This is a genomic window from Brevundimonas vesicularis (assembly GCF_044807075.1).
GTDB lineage: Bacteria > Pseudomonadota > Alphaproteobacteria > Caulobacterales > Caulobacteraceae > Brevundimonas > Brevundimonas vesicularis_G.
In genome coordinates this window covers 1,643,667-1,659,641 of the sequence record NZ_CP085234.1, presented here as the reverse complement: position 1 = coordinate 1,659,641, position 15,975 = coordinate 1,643,667, and the positions used below count along the sequence as shown (strand labels likewise).

Genomic DNA, 15,975 nt, shown 5'->3' with positions numbered 1-15,975 from the left:
GTCTCTCTCGTCGCGACGAGCGCCCCTGCGGCCGGATAGCGATCAAGGATGTACGCTCAGGACCATCCGCACCAGTTCCGACAGGCTCCCCGCCTGCATCTTCGACATCAGGTTGGCGCGATAGACCTCGACGGTGCGCGGGCTGATGTCCAGGTCGTAGGCGATGACCTTGTTGGCGTGGCCCTCGACGAGGCCCTTCAGCACATCCCGCTCCCGGCCGGACAGGCTGTCGAGGCGGGCGGCGATCTCCCGGCGTTCGGCCTCCGCCGACGCCGCCTCGCCGGCCTCGTCGACGACGCGCCGGATCGCCGCCAGCAGCAGTTCGTCGTCGAACGGCTTCTCGATGAAGTCGGCCACCCCGGCGTGCATCGCCTCGATCGCCAGGGGCACGTCGGCATGGCCGGTGATGATGATCACCGGCTCGCGCGATCCGCCGTCACGCAGACGGCGCGCCAGTTCGATGCCGGTCATCTCCGGCATGCGGACGTCGGTGACGATGCAGCCGGGCGCTCGGTCGGAGGCGGCGAGGAAGGCGACGGCGGACTCATGGGCGCAGACCCGCAGGTCGGCGGTCTCCAGCAGGAAGGCGATCGAGTCCCGCACGGCGGCGTCGTCATCGATCACATGGACGACGGTTTCATTCGCCATCGGCCGGCTCCTCTTCAAGGTGGGCGCGCTGCAGGGTGAAGTGGAAGTCGGTCCCGCCCGCGTCGTTGGCTTCAAACCAGATTCGGCCGCCGTGGGCCTCGATGATCGTGCGCGAGATCGACAGGCCGACGCCCATGCCGGTGCGCTTCGTGGTGACGAACGGCTGGAACAGCTGGTCCGCCACCTCGGGCGAAATCCCCGCCCCGGTGTCGGAGACCGTGATGCGCACATGCTCGTTGTCGATCGTGGCCACCGCAATCCCGAGATCCCTGACCGGCGCGTCCTCCATCACGTCGACGGCGTTGCGGATCAGGTTCAGCAGCACCTGCTGCACCTGCACCTTGTCGGCGACGACCCGGTCGGCGGCGGGATCGAGGTCGAAGCGCACGCGGACGCCGTGCTCGCGCGCGCCGACCAGAGCCAGGGCGCTGGCCTCCTCCACCAGCTTCGGCAGGTCCTCGATGCGCCGCTCGGTTTCGCCCCGGGCGACGAAATCGCGCAGACGGCGGATGATGACGCCGGCGCGCAGGGCCTGCTCGGCGGCGCGGTCGACGGCCTCCGCCACCCGCTCGAGCGGAACCGCCTCGGCCGCCAGCAGACGGCGCGAGCCCTTCAGATAGTTGGCGATGGCCGTCAGCGGCTGGTTCAGCTCGTGCGCCAGGGCCGACGCCATCTCTCCCAGAGCGGTCAGGCGCGAGACGCGCACCAGGTCGGCCTGGAGCTCCTGCAGGCGCGCCTCCGCCTGCTGCCGCTCGGTCAGGTCGCGCACGAAGCCGGTGAAGAAGCGTCCCTCGGCGGTCCGCATCTCGCCGACCGACAGCTCCATGGGAAAGGTCGAGCCGTCCCGGCGCTCGCCCACGACCACCCGGCCCAGGCCGATGATCCGCCGCTCGCCGGTGCGATAGTATCGCTCCAGATAGCCGTCGTGCGCCTCGCGGTGGGGCGACGGCATTAGCACGCTGACGTTCCGGCCGACCGCCTCGTCCGCCGTCCAGCCGAACAGACGTTCCGCCGCCGGGCTGAAGGCCCGCATGACGCCCTTGTCGTCGATCAGGATCATGGCCTCCGGCACGGTGTTGAGGATCAGCCGCAGATGGGTCTCGCGGCCTGAAAGCTCGCGATGAGCACGCTGGAACCACTCGCCGCCCAGCGTCACGGCGGCGGCGACGATGAGGAACAGCAGGGTCTCCAGCCAGGACGGCTCGGTGGTCCGCGCCAGCGCCAGACCGCCGGCCAGCCCCAGCAGCGTCGCGAAAACGCCCGGCCCGGCGCCCCCCAGCGCCGCGCCGACCACGACGGCCGGCACGAAGATCAGGAAGGACGCCTGCGCATCCAACGAGTCCGGCAGATACAGACGCACCAGGGCCGCCAGGCCGGCGACAAGCAGCGCCGCCCCCGCGGCGATCCACGACGAGTGCGGTCGGATCAGGGCCGACGGCGAGGTGATCGGCGATCGGAAGACGCGCATCGATCCCTCCTTACCGCCTCTGGCCACCGCGCCGCGCCTCCGTAATTCCCCCTAGGGTCAAGACCCAAATACCGGGATGTCCGCGAGGGTTCTACACCGCCGTCATCGCCAGACGCCGGACGGACCGGCGGGCATCCCAAGGACACAGGCCATGAGCGCCCCCCTCGTCGATCTCTCCATCCACCACCAGCCCAAGGGCCTGTCGGACCGCGTCGCCTTCGGCTTCACCAAGCTGCTGCGCTGGTGCGCCGACACCTTCTTCGCCAAGCGCTACGGCCACCGCGCCGTTGTGCTGGAGACGGTCGCGGCGGTGCCGGGTATGGTCGGCGCCACCATCAACCACCTCAGCTGCCTGCGCCGCATGTGCGACGACAAGGGCTGGATCAAGACGCTGATGGATGAGGCCGAAAACGAGCGCATGCACCTGATGACCTTCATCGAGGTGGCCAAGCCGACCCTGTTCGAGCGGTTTGTCATCGTCGCCGTCCAGTGGGTCTTCTACCTGTTCTTCTTCGGGCTTTACCTCGTCTCCTCCAAGACAGCACACCGCGTGGTCGGCTATTTCGAGGAAGAGGCGGTGATCAGCTACACCCACTACCTGGCCGAGATCGACGAGGGCCGCAGCCCGAACGTGCCCGCCCCCGCGATCGCCAAGGCCTACTGGGGCCTGCCGGAGGACGCCACCCTGCGCGACGTGGTGCTGGTCGTCCGGGCCGACGAAGCCCACCACCGCGACGTCAACCACAGCTACGCCAACGAGCTCGGCGGCCTGCCGGTCCAGGCGGTGGCGCCCTGCCCGCCCCACATCGCCCTGGAACCCACCTGGAAGACCGCGGCCTGACCGCGACCCAGCTTGGATGGAGCCTCCGCCGGCATTCCGGCGGAGGCGGCGTCCGCGAGCCGGCGCGCCCGAACGGCGAACGTCCAGGCCATCTTGTTCTGAGAATTTCTACCAGCACCTCCTAGTCTAAAGGCTTTGTGTCAGGCGCCCCTCTCGGGCATGAGCGGCGAATGCTTGATGTCCTCCGGACGCATTTGGCCGGAGGGGCCCCCTTCCCTCCCAAGGGAACGCTGCGCGGCGCCGCGGGCGGGGCTCTCGGGATCGCACTATGCGGCGTGCTCGCCCGCAGCCTGATCGACGGGCGCCTATCCTTCGATCCCTTGCTGGCCACGCCGATCGGCGCCTCGGCCGTGCTGGTCTTCGCCGTGCCCGCCAGCCCGCTCGCCCAGCCGCGGGCGGTGATCGGCGGCAACGTCCTGGCCGCCCTGGCCGGAGTGGCCTGCGGCAGCGCGTTTTCGGAGCCCCTGCTCGCCGCGAGCGCGGCCGTCGGGCTCGCCATCGCCGTCATGGCCGTGTGCAACTGCCTGCATCCGCCGGGCGGCGCCATGGCCCTCGGCGCGGCGATCGCCGCCTCGTCGCCCAATCCGCCGGGCTACGACTACGCGCTCATTCCTGTGGGCCTCTGCTCCGTCCTGCTGGTTCTGGCAGGCGTCCTCTACGGACGCGTCAGCGGCCACGCCTATCCGCACCGGGTCGCGGGCGCGGCCAGCCCCCACGGCACGCGCGACCGCCCGCCGGCCGAGAAATTCGGCTATACGCCCGCCGACCTTGACGGCGCCCTGGCGCGCTACGGCGAACTGCTCGACGTCGGACGCGACGACCTCGACGCCCTGTTTCGCGAGGTGGAGCTTCAGGCCCATCGCCGGCTCCACGCCGTGATCGCCTGCGGCCAGATCATGTCGCGCGACGTGATCGCTCTCCGGATCGATGAGGGCGCGGAAACCGCGCTGGCGCGGCTGCAGCGCCACGACCTCAGAACCGCCCCGGTCATCGACGCAAGCGGCCGTGTCCGCGGAATGGCGCGCCGCGCGGAGTTGCTGGCCGGTGCGCACGGCCCTGTCGGCGACGTCCTCGATCCCGTCGCCCACACGGTCCGGCCCGAGGATCCGGTCGAAACGCTCCTCCCCCTGCTGTCGAGCGGGGCCGCCCATGAAGTTCTCGTCGTGGATCAGGACGATCGGCTCGTCGGCGTGATCACCCAGACCGACCTGTTGTCGATGCTCTACCGGGCCCACGTGGTGGAGGCCGTCGTGTCCGCGCGAGCGGCCTGACACGCCGATCGGCGGGCTGATGCGCGCGGTCGGGTCAGCGCTTTCGACTAGGTCGGTTTATCGGCATCCTTGGGAACTGGCTTTTCTCCCGGTTCAGACGCCTCGGTCCGGTCTCGGAATACGGCCGCGCGCGCTAGAAGGATGAGCGTCACGGGCGTGGTGACCGTCAGGAAGACTGCGATCAGCAACTCACGCGGCAACCACCGCCCCTGAGCCGCCCCAAAGTAGAGCCAGGACGCCAGCAGGACGAGCGCCATGCCCAGGGTGGCCCCAAGGGTCGGGGCGTGCACACGATCATAGAAAGACTTCAGCCGCACGAGGCCGAACACCCCGAGCAGGGACAGACCGGCCCCGGCGACGGCCAGGACCGCGATGATCAGCGCCAACCATTCGGGGATCGATGCCGTGTTCATTCGATAACCTCGCCGCGCATCAGGAACTTGGCCAGGGCTACGGTGGCGGCGAACCCCAGCATCCCGATGATCAGGGCGGCCTCGAAATAGAGATCGCTGCCCGTGCGGACGCCATAGACAAGGGCGATCAGCATGCCGTTCAGATAGAGGGCGTCCATGCCCAGCACCCGGTCCTGGGCCCTGGGTCCGCGCACGATGCGAAAAACAGTGCAGGCGAGGGCCAGGGCAAGGAGGACCAACGCCGCCGTCACCCCGACCTCGAGGATGCGCACGCTCATTCGAAGATCTCCATCAGCAGGCGTTCGTAGCGACCCTTGATGGTTCGAACGGTGCTGTCAGTCTAACGCTAACTTGTCTCCACTTCAGGCCGCCTAAAGGCCTGATCGGAGATCGGTCTCGATGAAGCCTCTGTCGTTCAAACGCCACCGCTTCCCCGCGGCGGTGATCCGCCAGGCTGTGTGGCTGTACTTCCGTTTCAACCTCAGCCTTCGTGATGTCGAAGAGCTGATGGCCGCCCGCGGGATCAACGTCAGCTATGAGACCGTCCGCTGCTGGACCATCAAGTTCGGGCCCCAGATTGCCCGGCGGCTGAAGAAGCTACGCCCCTCACCCTCTCCTCGCTGGCACCTCGATGAAGTGGTCTGCTCGATCGGCGGAAAGCGTATGTTCCTGTGGCGCGCCGTCGATGACGAGGGCGAGGTCCTCGACATCGTCGTCCAGCGCCGACGCGACACAGAAGCGGCCCTGAAGTTGCTGAAGCGATTGCTGCGAAATCAGCCCGTGGACCCGGAGAAGATCGTGACCGATGGCCTCGGCTCTTATTCGGCGGCCTTGGATCAGCTCTGTTTACGCCATCTCCATAGTCCCGGCCGGCTGCGAGAGAACAATCGGGCGGAAAACTCTCACCTGCCGATCCGACGACGAGAACGACAGCAGCAGCTGTTCAAATCCCAAGCCTCAGCCCAGCGCTTCCTCACTACCCACGCCGCCATCTATAACACCTTCTACACCCAGCGACATCTCGTCAGTCGCGCAACCCTCCGGCGTTTGCGCGCTGGAGCGGAGGCGGTTTGGGTGGCGGCGACGGCCTAAGTCTTCATCGGACTGGGCAGGTACGGCCCGGCCGCCATTAACCTGACAGCGCTGGTGCGTGTAGTTCGGTCACCGGGAGGGTGATGGCAATTGCCAGCACCGCGTCCACGAATGCCTCAAGGCGGTCCGATTTGCGTTCGGTTGCTTTGAGAGAGGATGTCGCCATCTGACGCTACAGCATTTCGAGTGGGCGACGGCTCGCTGGCCGGGGAAATGCCGCATCGAGTGTCGCAAGGTCGGCGTCGGAGAGGACGATATCTGCGGCAGCGCGGTTCTCCCGCACATGCGCAATCGAACTCGCTTTCGGGATGGCGATAAGGCCATCGTGGCGCAACGTCCAGGCAAGTGCGACCTGCGCAGGGGTTGCGCCAACCTGGGCTGCTACTTTGTCGAGCGCGGGATGGCTTGTGAGGCGTCCCTGCTCGACGGGACTATACGCCATCACTGGCACTTTGTGCTGGGCGAGCCACGGCAACAGGTCCAACTCAGGGCCTCGACGGACGAGATTGTAGAGGATTTGATCGGTTACGCAGCCATCCCCGCCGGCAGCGACAAGCTGGTCCATATCGTTGGTATCGAGGTTGCTGACACCCCAATGCCGAATCTTCCCTGCCGATTTAAGCGCCTTCATTGCCTCCACGGTCTCAGCGAGCGGCACCGATCCCCGCCAGTGGAGCAGGTAGAGGTCGAGCCGATCGGTGCCGAGCCGCTTCAGGCTCGCCTCGCACGCACCGGTAAGGCGGGAGCGCGATGCGTTCTGTGGATACGCCTTGCTGACGAGGAACAACTCGTCGCGACGGTCGCCGAGCGCTTCGCAGATCAGCACTTCCGCCGCACCGTCGCCGTACATTTCCGCTGTATCGACGAGCGTCATACCCAGCTCGACACCGGCGCGCAGCGCGGCGATCTCATCGGATCGCCGCTCGGCACGCTCACCCATCTTCCAGGTGCCTTGACCCATTGAAGGGACCACTTCCCCGCCGGGCAATGTCACGTGTTTCATGTGCATCCGTCCTATTAGATCAGTTCGACTGCTCGGTCGCGGGAGGCGGATTGGCAGATGACCACCATGTAACGATCATATCGCGGCCGGCCATCGATCGAGTGCCATTTTGGCGATGGAGAGCAGTTCGTTGATCGTAGCGCCGTCGCGCGCCTGAACGGACATGCCTTCCATGACCGTATTGATGAATTTGCCTAGCACGGCCGGATCGGTGTTGGCCGCAAGCTCGCCCTGCGCGGCGCCGCGTTGCAGACGCTCGATCAGGAGGGCCTCCGCCGCGATGCGCTTGTCGCGCAGCAGGCATTCTATGGCGGCGGACGCCGGCGAAACGGCTGCCGCTGCCGAATACATGAAGCAGCCGGCCGGCGTTCCAGGTTCCGAGAATGATGACGCCGCTCGTTCCAGCAGGCCTTTGACGGCCTCGTAGGTGGACAACGCCGGATCGTTGATCGGTGCATAGATGTGGACGCTGAACGTCGCGGCGTAGCGCTCGATCACCGCCGCAAACAGCCCCGCCTTGTTGTCAAACGCTGCATAGAGACTGGCGGCGGCGACGCCAGTCTCCGCCACCAGATCGGCCATCGATGTCGCCTCGTAGCCGCGCTGCCAGAACAGCCGCACCGCCTTGTCGAGCGCAGCGTCAGTGTCGAACACACGAGGGCGACCTGCGCGGCGACGGGCTTTCGTCTCTGTCATCTCTGGCGCACGATATGGAACGATCGATAAATAATATCTTGAAACTGGTGGCACGCTCCCTTACAGAACGATCATTCAATAATCAAGGAGTCTCCGATGAGCCGCATCGTCCGTATCCACGAATATGGCGACGCCAGCGTCCTCAGGATTGAAGATGTGGCAGTCCCCGCGCCCGCGGCCGACGAAGTGCAGATCGCGGTGAAGGCGATAGGCATAAACCGCGCCGAGGTGATGTTCCGCAACCATGCCTACCTTCAGGAAGCCGAGTTCCCGAGCCGCCTGGGCTATGAGGCTGCCGGCACTGTCGTTACGGTCGGCGCGGACGTGACCGGGTTTGCGGAAGGCGAAGCCGTCAGCGTCATCCCCCCGCTCGATATCGCGCGCTGGGGCACTTATGGCGAGGTCGCCAACGTGCCCGCCCGCCTCGTCGTCAAGCATCCGGCGGCGCTGTCGTTCGAGGAAGCCGCGGCCGTGTGGATGCAGTATGTCACCGCCTGGGGTGCGCTGGTGGAGCAGGCGAAACTCGGCGAGGGCGATTTCGTCATCGTCACTGCTGCCTCCAGCAGCGTCGGCCTTGCTGCCTTCCAGATTGCGCGGATGGTCGGCGCGACGGTAATCGCGACGACGCGTACCGGCGCCAAGCGCCAGGCCCTGATCGATGCCGGTGCACATCATGTCGTCGCGACCGGGGAAGAGGATCTGGTAGCGAGGGTGATGGAGATAACCGATGGTCAGGGTGCGCGCGTGGTGCTCGATCCCGTCGGAGGCCCGTCGTTTGAGCCGCTGACCGAGAGCATGGCACGCGGCGGCATCTTGCTCCAATATGGCGCGCTCAGCGGCGAACCGACGCCGTTCCCGTTGTTCTCCGTGCTGGGCAAGAGCCTCACGCTCAAGGGGTATCTCTACAGCGAGATCGTCTCGGACGATGCCGCCCTCGATCGCGCCAAGGCGTTCATCGTGGCGGGTCTGGAATCGGGCGGGCTCAAGCCGCGGATCGCGCGCACTTTCCCGCTCGACGCCATCCAGGACGCTCACCGCTTCCTCGAATCGAACGACCAGATCGGCAAGGTCGTCGTTACGGTCTGACCGGCATACCGGGGGGAGTGAGCCATCGCTCCCCCCTTCCCCGACAGAGGATCGGACCCTCGGCGCCCATGCCAAGGCTGCTCGTGGCGAGGGCTTGAGAGCATGACCGGAACCTCGCCCGATTAGAAAAACGCCCGGCTCTGTGCAGGATTGAAACTCCCCCCCTGTATAGTATGCTGGAGCGATTTCTCGGGAAAACGTGATGCCACATTCATCAGAGGACAAGAAGCGAGCCATCACACGCTTGCGGCGTATCAAGGGTCAGGCGGACGCTCTGGAACGCGCGATCGAAGCGGGGGCCGATTGCGCTCCCCTGCTGCAGCAAATTGTCGCCATGCGTGGTGCTACAAATGGACTGATGGCAGAAGTGATGCAGAGTCATCTCAGGGAAACATTCGGTGCGGGCGCAGACCGGGCCGTCGGAGGCGCAGGTGGCGATCACGATGACGGCGTGGAGGGCGTAATGAAGATTCTGCGTACTTATCTTAAATGACAATTTCAGGCTCATTTTCTTGCCCGTGTTCTCCCGCACTTAGAGCCGTGCCCGGTCACGTAACGACGGCCAAGTCGGTATCGTAGCCGGCGGCAGCAAGGGAGTTGCGGCACGCATCTGCCGTGAAGGGAGCCAAAGCCTGCCGGATGGCGTGCCACAGATCAGGGACGGTGCGGGCCGCCGCTGTCGGGAGCAGAGCCTTCAGCTTGGCGAAGATCTGCTCGATGGGATTGAAGTCCGGGCTTTAGGGCGGGAGGTAGAGCAGCCTCGCCCCGGCGGCCTCGATGGTCTCACGCACACCTGCCACCTTGTGGGCCTGCAGGTTGTCGAGGATGACGGTGTCCGGGCTTGAGCGCGGCACAAGCGTGTCGGCGACGTAGGCCCGGAAGCGTGCGCCGTTGGTGGCGCCGTCGAACAGGGAAGTGGCGCACAGGCCATCGCTGCGGAGGGCGGCGGTGATCGTGGTGGTCTTGTAGTGCCCGTGCGGGACAGCCAGCCGGCAGCGCTCGCCTCGCGGAGCCCGACCGTAGCGGCGTGCCGTGTTGGTGGCCGCGGCAGTCTCGTCGAGGAAAACCAGCCTGTCGGGATCGAGGGCGTCCTGGTTCTCGAACCAAGCCTCGCGGGCTGCCCTTACGTCCTCGCGCGCCTGCTCGGCGGCGTGGATCGCCCCTTTTTACGGGTGATGCCACGCCGGGCGAAGAAGCGGGATAGGCTGCTCGTGCTGGTCTGCAGGCCGCGCTCGGCCAGAGCGTCACGTAGTTCGCGCAGAAAGATCGCCGGCCGCGCATCGTAGATCGTCAGGATCAGGTCGGCCTGCGCCTCGATCCGGTGCGAGTGACGTGACCCCCTTAAACTCCTCCAGGAATAGCTAGAGTCCGCCCCTCGAAAGGACGGACAGAATGAAGCGATCACGGTTCACGGAAGAGCAGATCATCGGGATCCTGCGCGAGCAGGAGGCCGGCGTTCCGGTGGCGGACCTGTGCAGGAAGCACGGGCTGAGCTCACCGACCTTCTACAAGTGGAAGGCCAAGTATGGCGGCATGGACGTGTCAGAGGCCCGGCGTCTGAAGGCGCTGGAAGAGGAGAACGCCAAGCTGAAGCGGATGCTGGTGGACTCGATGCTGGACAGCGTCGCGCTGAAGGATCTGCTGGGAAAAAAGTGGTGACGCCCGCTGCGCATCGAGAGGCGGCGGCGCACCTGCAGTCGGCCTACGCGATGAGCGAACGGCGGGCCTGCCGGGTGTTGGGCGTGGATCGGACGAGCGTGCGCTATCAGGCGACGCGACCGGACGACGGCGTCCTGCGGGATCGGCTGAAGGCCCTGGCCCAGGAGCGACGGCGGTTCGGCTATCGCCGCCTGCACGTGATGCTTCGGCGCGAGGGGCATGCGGTCAACAAGAAGCGCGTCCAGCGGATCTATCGCGAGGAGAAGCTGACGGTGCGCCGGCGCGGCGGGCGCAAACGCGCCATAGGCACGCGGCGTCCGCTGGAGATTCCCCTGGTCGCGAACCAGCGCTGGTCGCTGGACTTCGTCTCCGACCAGATGACGGACGGGCGGCGCTTCCGCATCCTGACGGTGATCGACAACTGCACGCGCGAGTGCCTCGGGCTCGTCGCCGACACCTCGCTGTCAGGGCGACGGGTGGCGCGCGAGTTGGACGCCATCATCCTGCGGCGGGGACGCCCGGATACGATCATCAGCGACAACGGCACGGAATATACGTCCAACGCCATCCTGGCCTGGGCCGACGACGCCGGCGTGAGCTGGCATTACATCGCGCCGGGCAAGCCTCAGCAGAACGGCTTCAACGAGAGCTTCAATGGTCGGCTGCGCGACGAGCTGCTGAATGAGACGCTGTTCCGATCGCTGCCGCACGCCCGGGCTGTCCTCGAAACCTGGCGGCGCGACTACAACGAAACCCGGCCTCACTCGAAGCTGGGATGGTTGACGCCGAAGGCCTACGCACAGGCGCTCACCGGACAGAGCGGCCGGTCTGCTGCGCTGGTTGATGGCTGCTCAGACCGGCCTATTGCCAACCCCGCCAACCCCAGTTCAGATCAACCAAGGACTCTCGTTATGGCTGGATGAGAAACGGGGGTCACGTCACCAACCACACCCAAAGATGGAGACGATGAAGATGACACATATGGGCTTATTCGTGCGGCTCGACGCCAAGCCTGGCAAAGAAGCGGCTTTGGAAAAATTTCTGAAGGACGCGCTGCCGTTGGCACAAGCCGAAACGGGTACTCCGGTCTGGTATGCTGTAAAGTTCGGACCAAGCAGTTTCGCGATCTTTGACGCCTTTCAGAATGATGGCGACAGAACAGCACATCTCAACGGTCCGATCGCGGCAGCACTCATGCAGAACGCCGATGAGCTTCTGGCCACGCCGCCGGTCATCGAGCGCTGGGATGTTCTCGCGGTCAAGTAAGCTAGACAGAGCGGTATGTGGCATCGCTGCGACCGCTCTGGCGCCATCGTCGTGGTGAGTTTCTTCTTCTACGTAAGCGATGTCGCGCTAGTCTAGAAGCCAGCCCCTGCTGCCTTCTCTGGTTTGAGATCCTCGTTAGGACACCTCTTGTATACTGGCAGGGAGTATGATAAAGATACTCCCTGCCAGTATGAGAATGTCGACGGATTTGCGCTGATGCAACGGTCTCGCACCAGCAATCAGTTTAACTCAACGAGGGTATCCCAACATGAAATCTCGCGCCGCTGTAGCCTTCGAGGCGGGCAAGCCACTCGAAATCGTCGAGATCGATGTCGCCCCACCCCGGAAAGGCGAAGTCCTCATACGGGTGACGCACACCGGTGTGTGCCACACCGACGCGTACACGCTGGCGGGGAGTGATCCGGAGGGTGTTTTCCCGGTGGTTCTGGGCCACGAGGGCGCGGGCATCGTTGTCGAGGTCGGTGAAGGCGTCACCAGCGTTGGGCCGGGCGATCACGTGATTCCGCTCTACACCGCCGAGTGCGGCAAGTGCGACTTCTGCCTGTCGGGCAAGACCAACCTGTGCGTCGCTGTCCGCGAAACGCAGGGCAAGGGCTTGATGCCCGATGGAACCACCCGCTTTTCGTACAATGGTCAGCCCCTCTATCATTACATGGGCTGTTCAACCTTCAGTGAATATACTGTCGTCGCCGAAGTCTCGCTCGCCAAGATCAATCCCGGGGCAAACCCCGAACATGTCTGCCTGCTCGGATGCGGCGTCACGACCGGCATCGGCGCAGTCCACAATACCGCCAGGGTCCAGCCCGGAGACTCGGTCGCCGTGTTCGGTCTCGGCGGCATCGGCCTCGCGGCGATTCAGGGTGCGCGCCAGGCGAAGGCGGGTCGCATCATCGCCATCGACACCAATCCGTCCAAGTTCGAACTGGCACGCCAGTTCGGTGCGACCGAGTGCATCAACCCCAAGGACCATGACAAGCCCATCCAGCAAGTGCTGATCGAGATGACGGGCTGGGGCATCGATCATACCTTCGAGTGCATCGGCAACGTCCACGTCATGCGCGCCGCGCTTGAATCAGCGCACCGTGGCTGGGGTCAGTCGATCGTGATTGGCGTTGCCGGCGCGGGCGAGGAAATCTCCACCCGCCCATTCCAGCTCGTCACGGGCCGCGTATGGAAGGGGTCCGCTTTCGGTGGCGTCAAGGGACGGACTGAGCTCCCCGGCATGGTCGAGGACGCGATGAGAGGCGATATCGATCTGGCCCCGTTCGTAACCCACACGATGGGTTTGGAGGAGATCAACGAGGCCTTCGAACTGATGCATCAAGGCAAGTCGATCCGCTCGGTCATTCACTACTGACCCGCCGATCCGAAGCAGCGCGAGGCGCTCGGACCGACAACTCGGCCGTCATCATGGCCCGACCCCGGCCATGATGACGCGCGCTCTGGCAAATGGGCAACGCGTCGCGATGCGGTAAGAAGCGCCGAAGTGCGGTCGTTACATGCCGATAGCGGCACGGGCCAAGTCCGGCTGGCCCAAGCGCTTACCACCGGAGTGTGTGTGGCCTCGTCGCGCGACCCAACGGGAAAATGGTTTTGTCGTAACCGTTGTCTGATGCTGGAAAAATATTTCAAAGGCGCCGAACATCGGGCCAGCCTAACCGTTGGATGTATTGAGTCGGAAATGCATTCATCTGGTACCCGACTGTGATGAACCACGGGCCGCACGGGCGTATAGGGCAGGAAGACTGAATTGAAGAGCAAGGATATTCACGCGACGACGCCGGCCACCGATCATGGGCATACGGGGCCGCCCGCTTGCGTGCAGGTTCGCGGCGCGCGCCAAAATAACCTCAAAAATATTGACGTCGATGTACCTCGCGACGCCTTCGTGGTGTTCACCGGCATATCGGGCTCGGGGAAGTCATCGCTCGCGTTCGGCACCCTTTATGCCGAAGCCCAGCGGCGTTATCTGGAATCGGTTGCGCCCTATGCCCGTCGCCTGATCGACCAGGCCGGCGTGCCGGAGGTCGACGCGATCGACGGTTTGCCGCCTGCGGTCGCGTTGCAGCAGCAGCGCGGCTCGGCCAACGCGCGATCCTCGGTCGGCAGCGTGACGACGCTCTCCAGCCTGGTGCGGATGCTCTATTCGCGCGTCGGCGAATATCCGCGCCATCAGCCGATGCTCTATGCGGAGGATTTCTCCCCCAACACGGTCGCGGGGGCCTGCCCGACCTGTCACGGCATCGGGCGCGTCTATGACGCGACCGAAGAAACGATGGTGCCCGACGACACGCTGACGATCCGGGAACGCGCAGTCGCCGCCTGGCCGGCGGCATGGCATGGGCAAAACCTGCGCGATATCCTCGTGTCGCTCGGCTATGACGTCGATACGCCGTGGCGGGACCTACCGAAAAAAGATCGCGACTGGATCCTCTTCACTGAAGAGGCTCCGACGGTGCCGGTCTATGCGGGCTTGACGCCCGAACAGACCCGGACGGCGCTCAAGCGCCGCATGGAGCCGAGCTACCAGGGCACCTTCACCGGCGCGCGCCGCTATGTGCTGGAAACCTTCGCCAACACGAAAAGCGCGCTGATGAAGAAGCGCGTCTCGCAATATATCATCGGCCGCGAGTGCCCGACCTGCGACGGCAAGCGCCTGAAGCGCGAAGCCCTGTCGGTCAAATTCGCCGGCCTCGACATTGCCGAGTTCGGCGACCTGACAATGCTCAAGCTGAAGGACTTGCTGATGCCCGTCGCGCAGGGCGCGTATGGGCCGGTCTCCGCCCCCTCAAAGGGCCATGTTCTGGAAAAAGCGGCCCGCGATGCAGCGGTTGAACGACGGGTTGCGGCGGGCGGCTCTGGGCACAAGAGCGCGCCCGACGTACGCCGCACGCCCAATCTCTCCGACGAAAAGCGGATCGCCGCCCAACGCCTCGCCTGCGAATTGATCGAGCGGCTGGACCCGCTGATCGAACTTGGCCTTGGCTACATTTCGCTCGACCGCAGCACGCCGACGCTCTCCTCCGGAGAGCTGCAGCGCTTGCGGCTTGCCACGCAATTGTCGTCACAGCTTTTCGGCGTGGTCTATGTGCTTGACGAGCCTTCGGCAGGGTTGCACCCGGCAGATGGCGAAGCCTTGCTCACCATCCTCGAGCGTCTCAAGGCGGCGGGCAACTCCCTCTTCGTCGTTGAACATGATCTCGACGTGATCCGCCGCGCGGAATGGCTCGTCGATGTCGGGCCAGGAGCCGGGGAAAAGGGCGGTGAAGTCCTTTACAGCGGGCCGATAGAGGGGCTTGCCGACGTCGAGACTTCGATCACCCGCCGTTACCTGTTCGCAGAGCCGCTCCGCAGTGAGCGCACACCGCGCGATCCCAAGGCATGGCTACGCCTGGAAGGGATCAGGCGGAACAATCTTCATGGTCTCGACGTCGAGTTTCCCATCGGCTGCTTCACCGCTGTCACCGGCGTTTCGGGATCGGGCAAATCCAGTCTTGTCAGTCAGGCGCTGCCCGAGCTCGTCACGGAACACCTCGGCGGCTCCCCCGTGGTCGAGGAGGAGGATATCGATCCGCTGCTCGATGTTGCGCAGAACGACACTGAAGGACGCATTGCCGCAGGCATGGAGCATGTTCGCAGGCTGGTGCGGGTCGATCAGAAACCGATCGGCCGCACGCCGCGCTCGAACCTATCCACCTACAGCGGCATGTTCGACCATGTGCGACGGATCTTCGCTGATACGCCGCTCGCCCGCCGGCGGCACTACACCCCGGGAAGGTTCTCTTTCAACGTCGCGCAAGGCCGCTGCCCTGTGTGCGAGGGCGAGGGATACGTCATGGTGGAGCTGCTGTTCCTGCCGAGCGTTTTTGCCCCGTGCTCGACCTGTCATGGCTCTCGCTACAACCCGCAAACGCTCGAAGTCGAATGGAACGGGCGCAATATCGCCCAGGTGCTCGAACTGACGGTCGACGATGCGTGCGATTTCTTCGCTGGCCAGGCATCTGTGATGCGCTCCCTCGACGTGTTGCGGGAGATCGGTCTTGGCTATCTGAGGCTCGGTCAGCCGGCGACCGAGCTGTCTGGCGGGGAGGCGCAGCGCATCAAGCTGGCGACTGAACTGCAACGCGCTCAACGCGGCAACACGATCTACATCCTCGACGAGCCAACTTCGGGGCTTCACCCCTCCGATGGCGACCGGCTGATGCAACACCTGCAGGGCCTCGTAGACGCCGGCAATACCGTCGTAGTCGTCGAACATGACATGCGCGCCATCACACAGGCGGACTGGATCATCGACCTGGGACCGGGGGCCGGGGAAGATGGGGGCAGTATCGTTGCCAGCGGCGTCCCTGGCGTCGTTGCGGAAGCGGAAGGCAGTCTCACCGCCCGCTATCTCAAGGCGGCGCTGTAGTCGTAAATCTGGCCGAATGCACGTTCGATCAGGCGCATCTCAACAACACGTTGGAATGGGTCGAATCTGGAAGCGGGAGTCGGCGATGTGTCACCGCGGT

General features: G+C 65.0%; 16 protein-coding genes and 1 pseudogene. 9 read left to right on the top strand and 8 right to left on the bottom strand.

Features of this window, described 5'->3' with window-relative positions; translation table 11 throughout:
• Positions 1-42 precede the first annotated feature (42 nt).
• Both fixJ and LG306_RS08135 read right to left on the bottom strand, forming a co-directional pair.
• Positions 43-648, bottom strand: coding sequence for a response regulator FixJ (gene fixJ / locus LG306_RS08140; protein WP_404413575.1), 606 nt, complete (start codon positions 646-648; stop codon positions 43-45).
• On the bottom strand, positions 638-2,116 hold the full coding sequence (locus LG306_RS08135; protein ID WP_404413573.1) for a sensor histidine kinase: 1,479 nt from the start codon (positions 2,114-2,116) through the stop codon (positions 638-640). Before LG306_RS08135 ends, fixJ begins: the two co-directional genes overlap by 11 nt.
• A 151-nt stretch (positions 2,117-2,267) precedes the next feature.
• Here LG306_RS08135 and LG306_RS08130 point away from each other — a divergent pair, with 151 nt between their 5' ends.
• Positions 2,268-2,957 (top strand): alternative oxidase, encoded by a 690-nt coding sequence (locus LG306_RS08130; protein WP_374390634.1) that lies wholly within the window; start codon positions 2,268-2,270, stop codon positions 2,955-2,957.
• A 170-nt stretch (positions 2,958-3,127) separates the two neighbouring features.
• Entirely contained in the window at positions 3,128-4,228 is a 1,101-nt protein-coding gene (locus LG306_RS08125) for an HPP family protein (protein WP_314136952.1), read from the top strand.
• A 47-nt stretch (positions 4,229-4,275) separates the two neighbouring features.
• Here the strand turns inward: LG306_RS08125 and mnhG are convergent, their stop codons facing one another.
• Both mnhG and LG306_RS08115 read right to left on the bottom strand, forming a co-directional pair.
• On the bottom strand, positions 4,276-4,641 hold the full coding sequence (gene mnhG, locus LG306_RS08120; protein WP_314136953.1) for a monovalent cation/H(+) antiporter subunit G: 366 nt from the start codon (positions 4,639-4,641) through the stop codon (positions 4,276-4,278).
• Entirely contained in the window at positions 4,638-4,919 is a 282-nt protein-coding gene (locus LG306_RS08115) for a K+/H+ antiporter subunit F (RefSeq protein WP_314136954.1), read from the bottom strand. Before LG306_RS08115 ends, mnhG begins: the two co-directional genes overlap by 4 nt.
• A gap of 121 nt (positions 4,920-5,040) precedes the next feature.
• Between LG306_RS08115 and LG306_RS08110 the strand changes: the two genes are divergently transcribed.
• The gene (locus LG306_RS08110; protein WP_404413570.1) at positions 5,041-5,733 is read left to right on the top strand and encodes an IS6 family transposase; all 693 of its coding nucleotides are present in this window, start codon (positions 5,041-5,043) and stop codon (positions 5,731-5,733) included.
• Positions 5,734-5,770: 37 nt separating this feature from the next.
• Here LG306_RS08110 and LG306_RS08105 read toward each other — a convergent pair whose 3' ends face one another.
• The 3 genes from LG306_RS08105 to LG306_RS08095 all read right to left on the bottom strand — a co-directional run bounded on the left by LG306_RS08105 (position 5,771) and on the right by LG306_RS08095 (position 7,318).
• On the bottom strand, positions 5,771-5,899 hold the full coding sequence (locus LG306_RS08105) for a TMEM175 family protein (RefSeq protein WP_404413568.1): 129 nt from the start codon (positions 5,897-5,899) through the stop codon (positions 5,771-5,773).
• 6 nt (positions 5,900-5,905) lie between these two features.
• Positions 5,906-6,736, bottom strand: a complete 831-nt coding sequence (locus LG306_RS08100; protein WP_404413566.1) for an aldo/keto reductase — start codon at positions 6,734-6,736, stop codon at positions 5,906-5,908.
• Positions 6,737-6,811: 75 nt separating this feature from the next.
• Complete coding sequence (locus LG306_RS08095) at positions 6,812-7,318, bottom strand: TetR/AcrR family transcriptional regulator (RefSeq protein ID WP_404413564.1); 507 nt, start codon at positions 7,316-7,318, stop codon at positions 6,812-6,814.
• A 210-nt stretch (positions 7,319-7,528) separates the two neighbouring features.
• Between LG306_RS08095 and LG306_RS08090 the strand changes: the two genes are divergently transcribed.
• Both LG306_RS08090 and LG306_RS08085 read left to right on the top strand, forming a co-directional pair.
• Positions 7,529-8,518: a zinc-dependent alcohol dehydrogenase family protein gene (locus LG306_RS08090; protein ID WP_404413563.1), complete on the top strand. Its 990-nt coding sequence runs from the start codon at positions 7,529-7,531 to the stop codon at positions 8,516-8,518.
• Positions 8,519-8,720: 202 nt separating this feature from the next.
• The gene (locus LG306_RS08085; protein WP_109462186.1) at positions 8,721-9,011 is read left to right on the top strand and encodes a metal/formaldehyde-sensitive transcriptional repressor; all 291 of its coding nucleotides are present in this window, start codon (positions 8,721-8,723) and stop codon (positions 9,009-9,011) included.
• A gap of 55 nt (positions 9,012-9,066) precedes the next feature.
• On the opposite strand, the pseudogene LG306_RS08080 reads toward LG306_RS08085, so the two are convergent.
• Positions 9,067-9,845, bottom strand: a pseudogene (locus LG306_RS08080) (IS630 family transposase); the annotation flags it as partial.
• A gap of 65 nt (positions 9,846-9,910) precedes the next feature.
• Here LG306_RS08080 and LG306_RS08075 point away from each other — a divergent pair.
• From LG306_RS08075 to LG306_RS08060, 4 genes are all read left to right on the top strand, one after another.
• Positions 9,911-11,100 (top strand): IS3 family transposase gene (locus LG306_RS08075; protein ID WP_404413560.1). Its coding sequence is split into 2 segments (ribosomal slippage): positions 9,911-10,163 and positions 10,163-11,100, totalling 1,191 coding nucleotides; the frame shifts between segments, so codons are not numbered across the junction.
• A gap of 49 nt (positions 11,101-11,149) precedes the next feature.
• Complete coding sequence (locus LG306_RS08070) at positions 11,150-11,443, top strand: putative quinol monooxygenase (protein WP_024717194.1); 294 nt, start codon at positions 11,150-11,152, stop codon at positions 11,441-11,443.
• Between the two features lie 268 nt (positions 11,444-11,711).
• A complete protein-coding gene (locus tag LG306_RS08065; RefSeq protein WP_404413558.1) occupies positions 11,712-12,821 on the top strand; it encodes an S-(hydroxymethyl)glutathione dehydrogenase/class III alcohol dehydrogenase in 1,110 nt (369 codons plus the stop codon).
• Positions 12,822-13,283: 462 nt separating this feature from the next.
• Positions 13,284-15,875, top strand: a complete 2,592-nt coding sequence (locus tag LG306_RS08060) for an excinuclease ABC subunit A (protein ID WP_404419679.1) — start codon at positions 13,284-13,286, stop codon at positions 15,873-15,875.
• Positions 15,876-15,975: the final 100 nt, after the last annotated feature.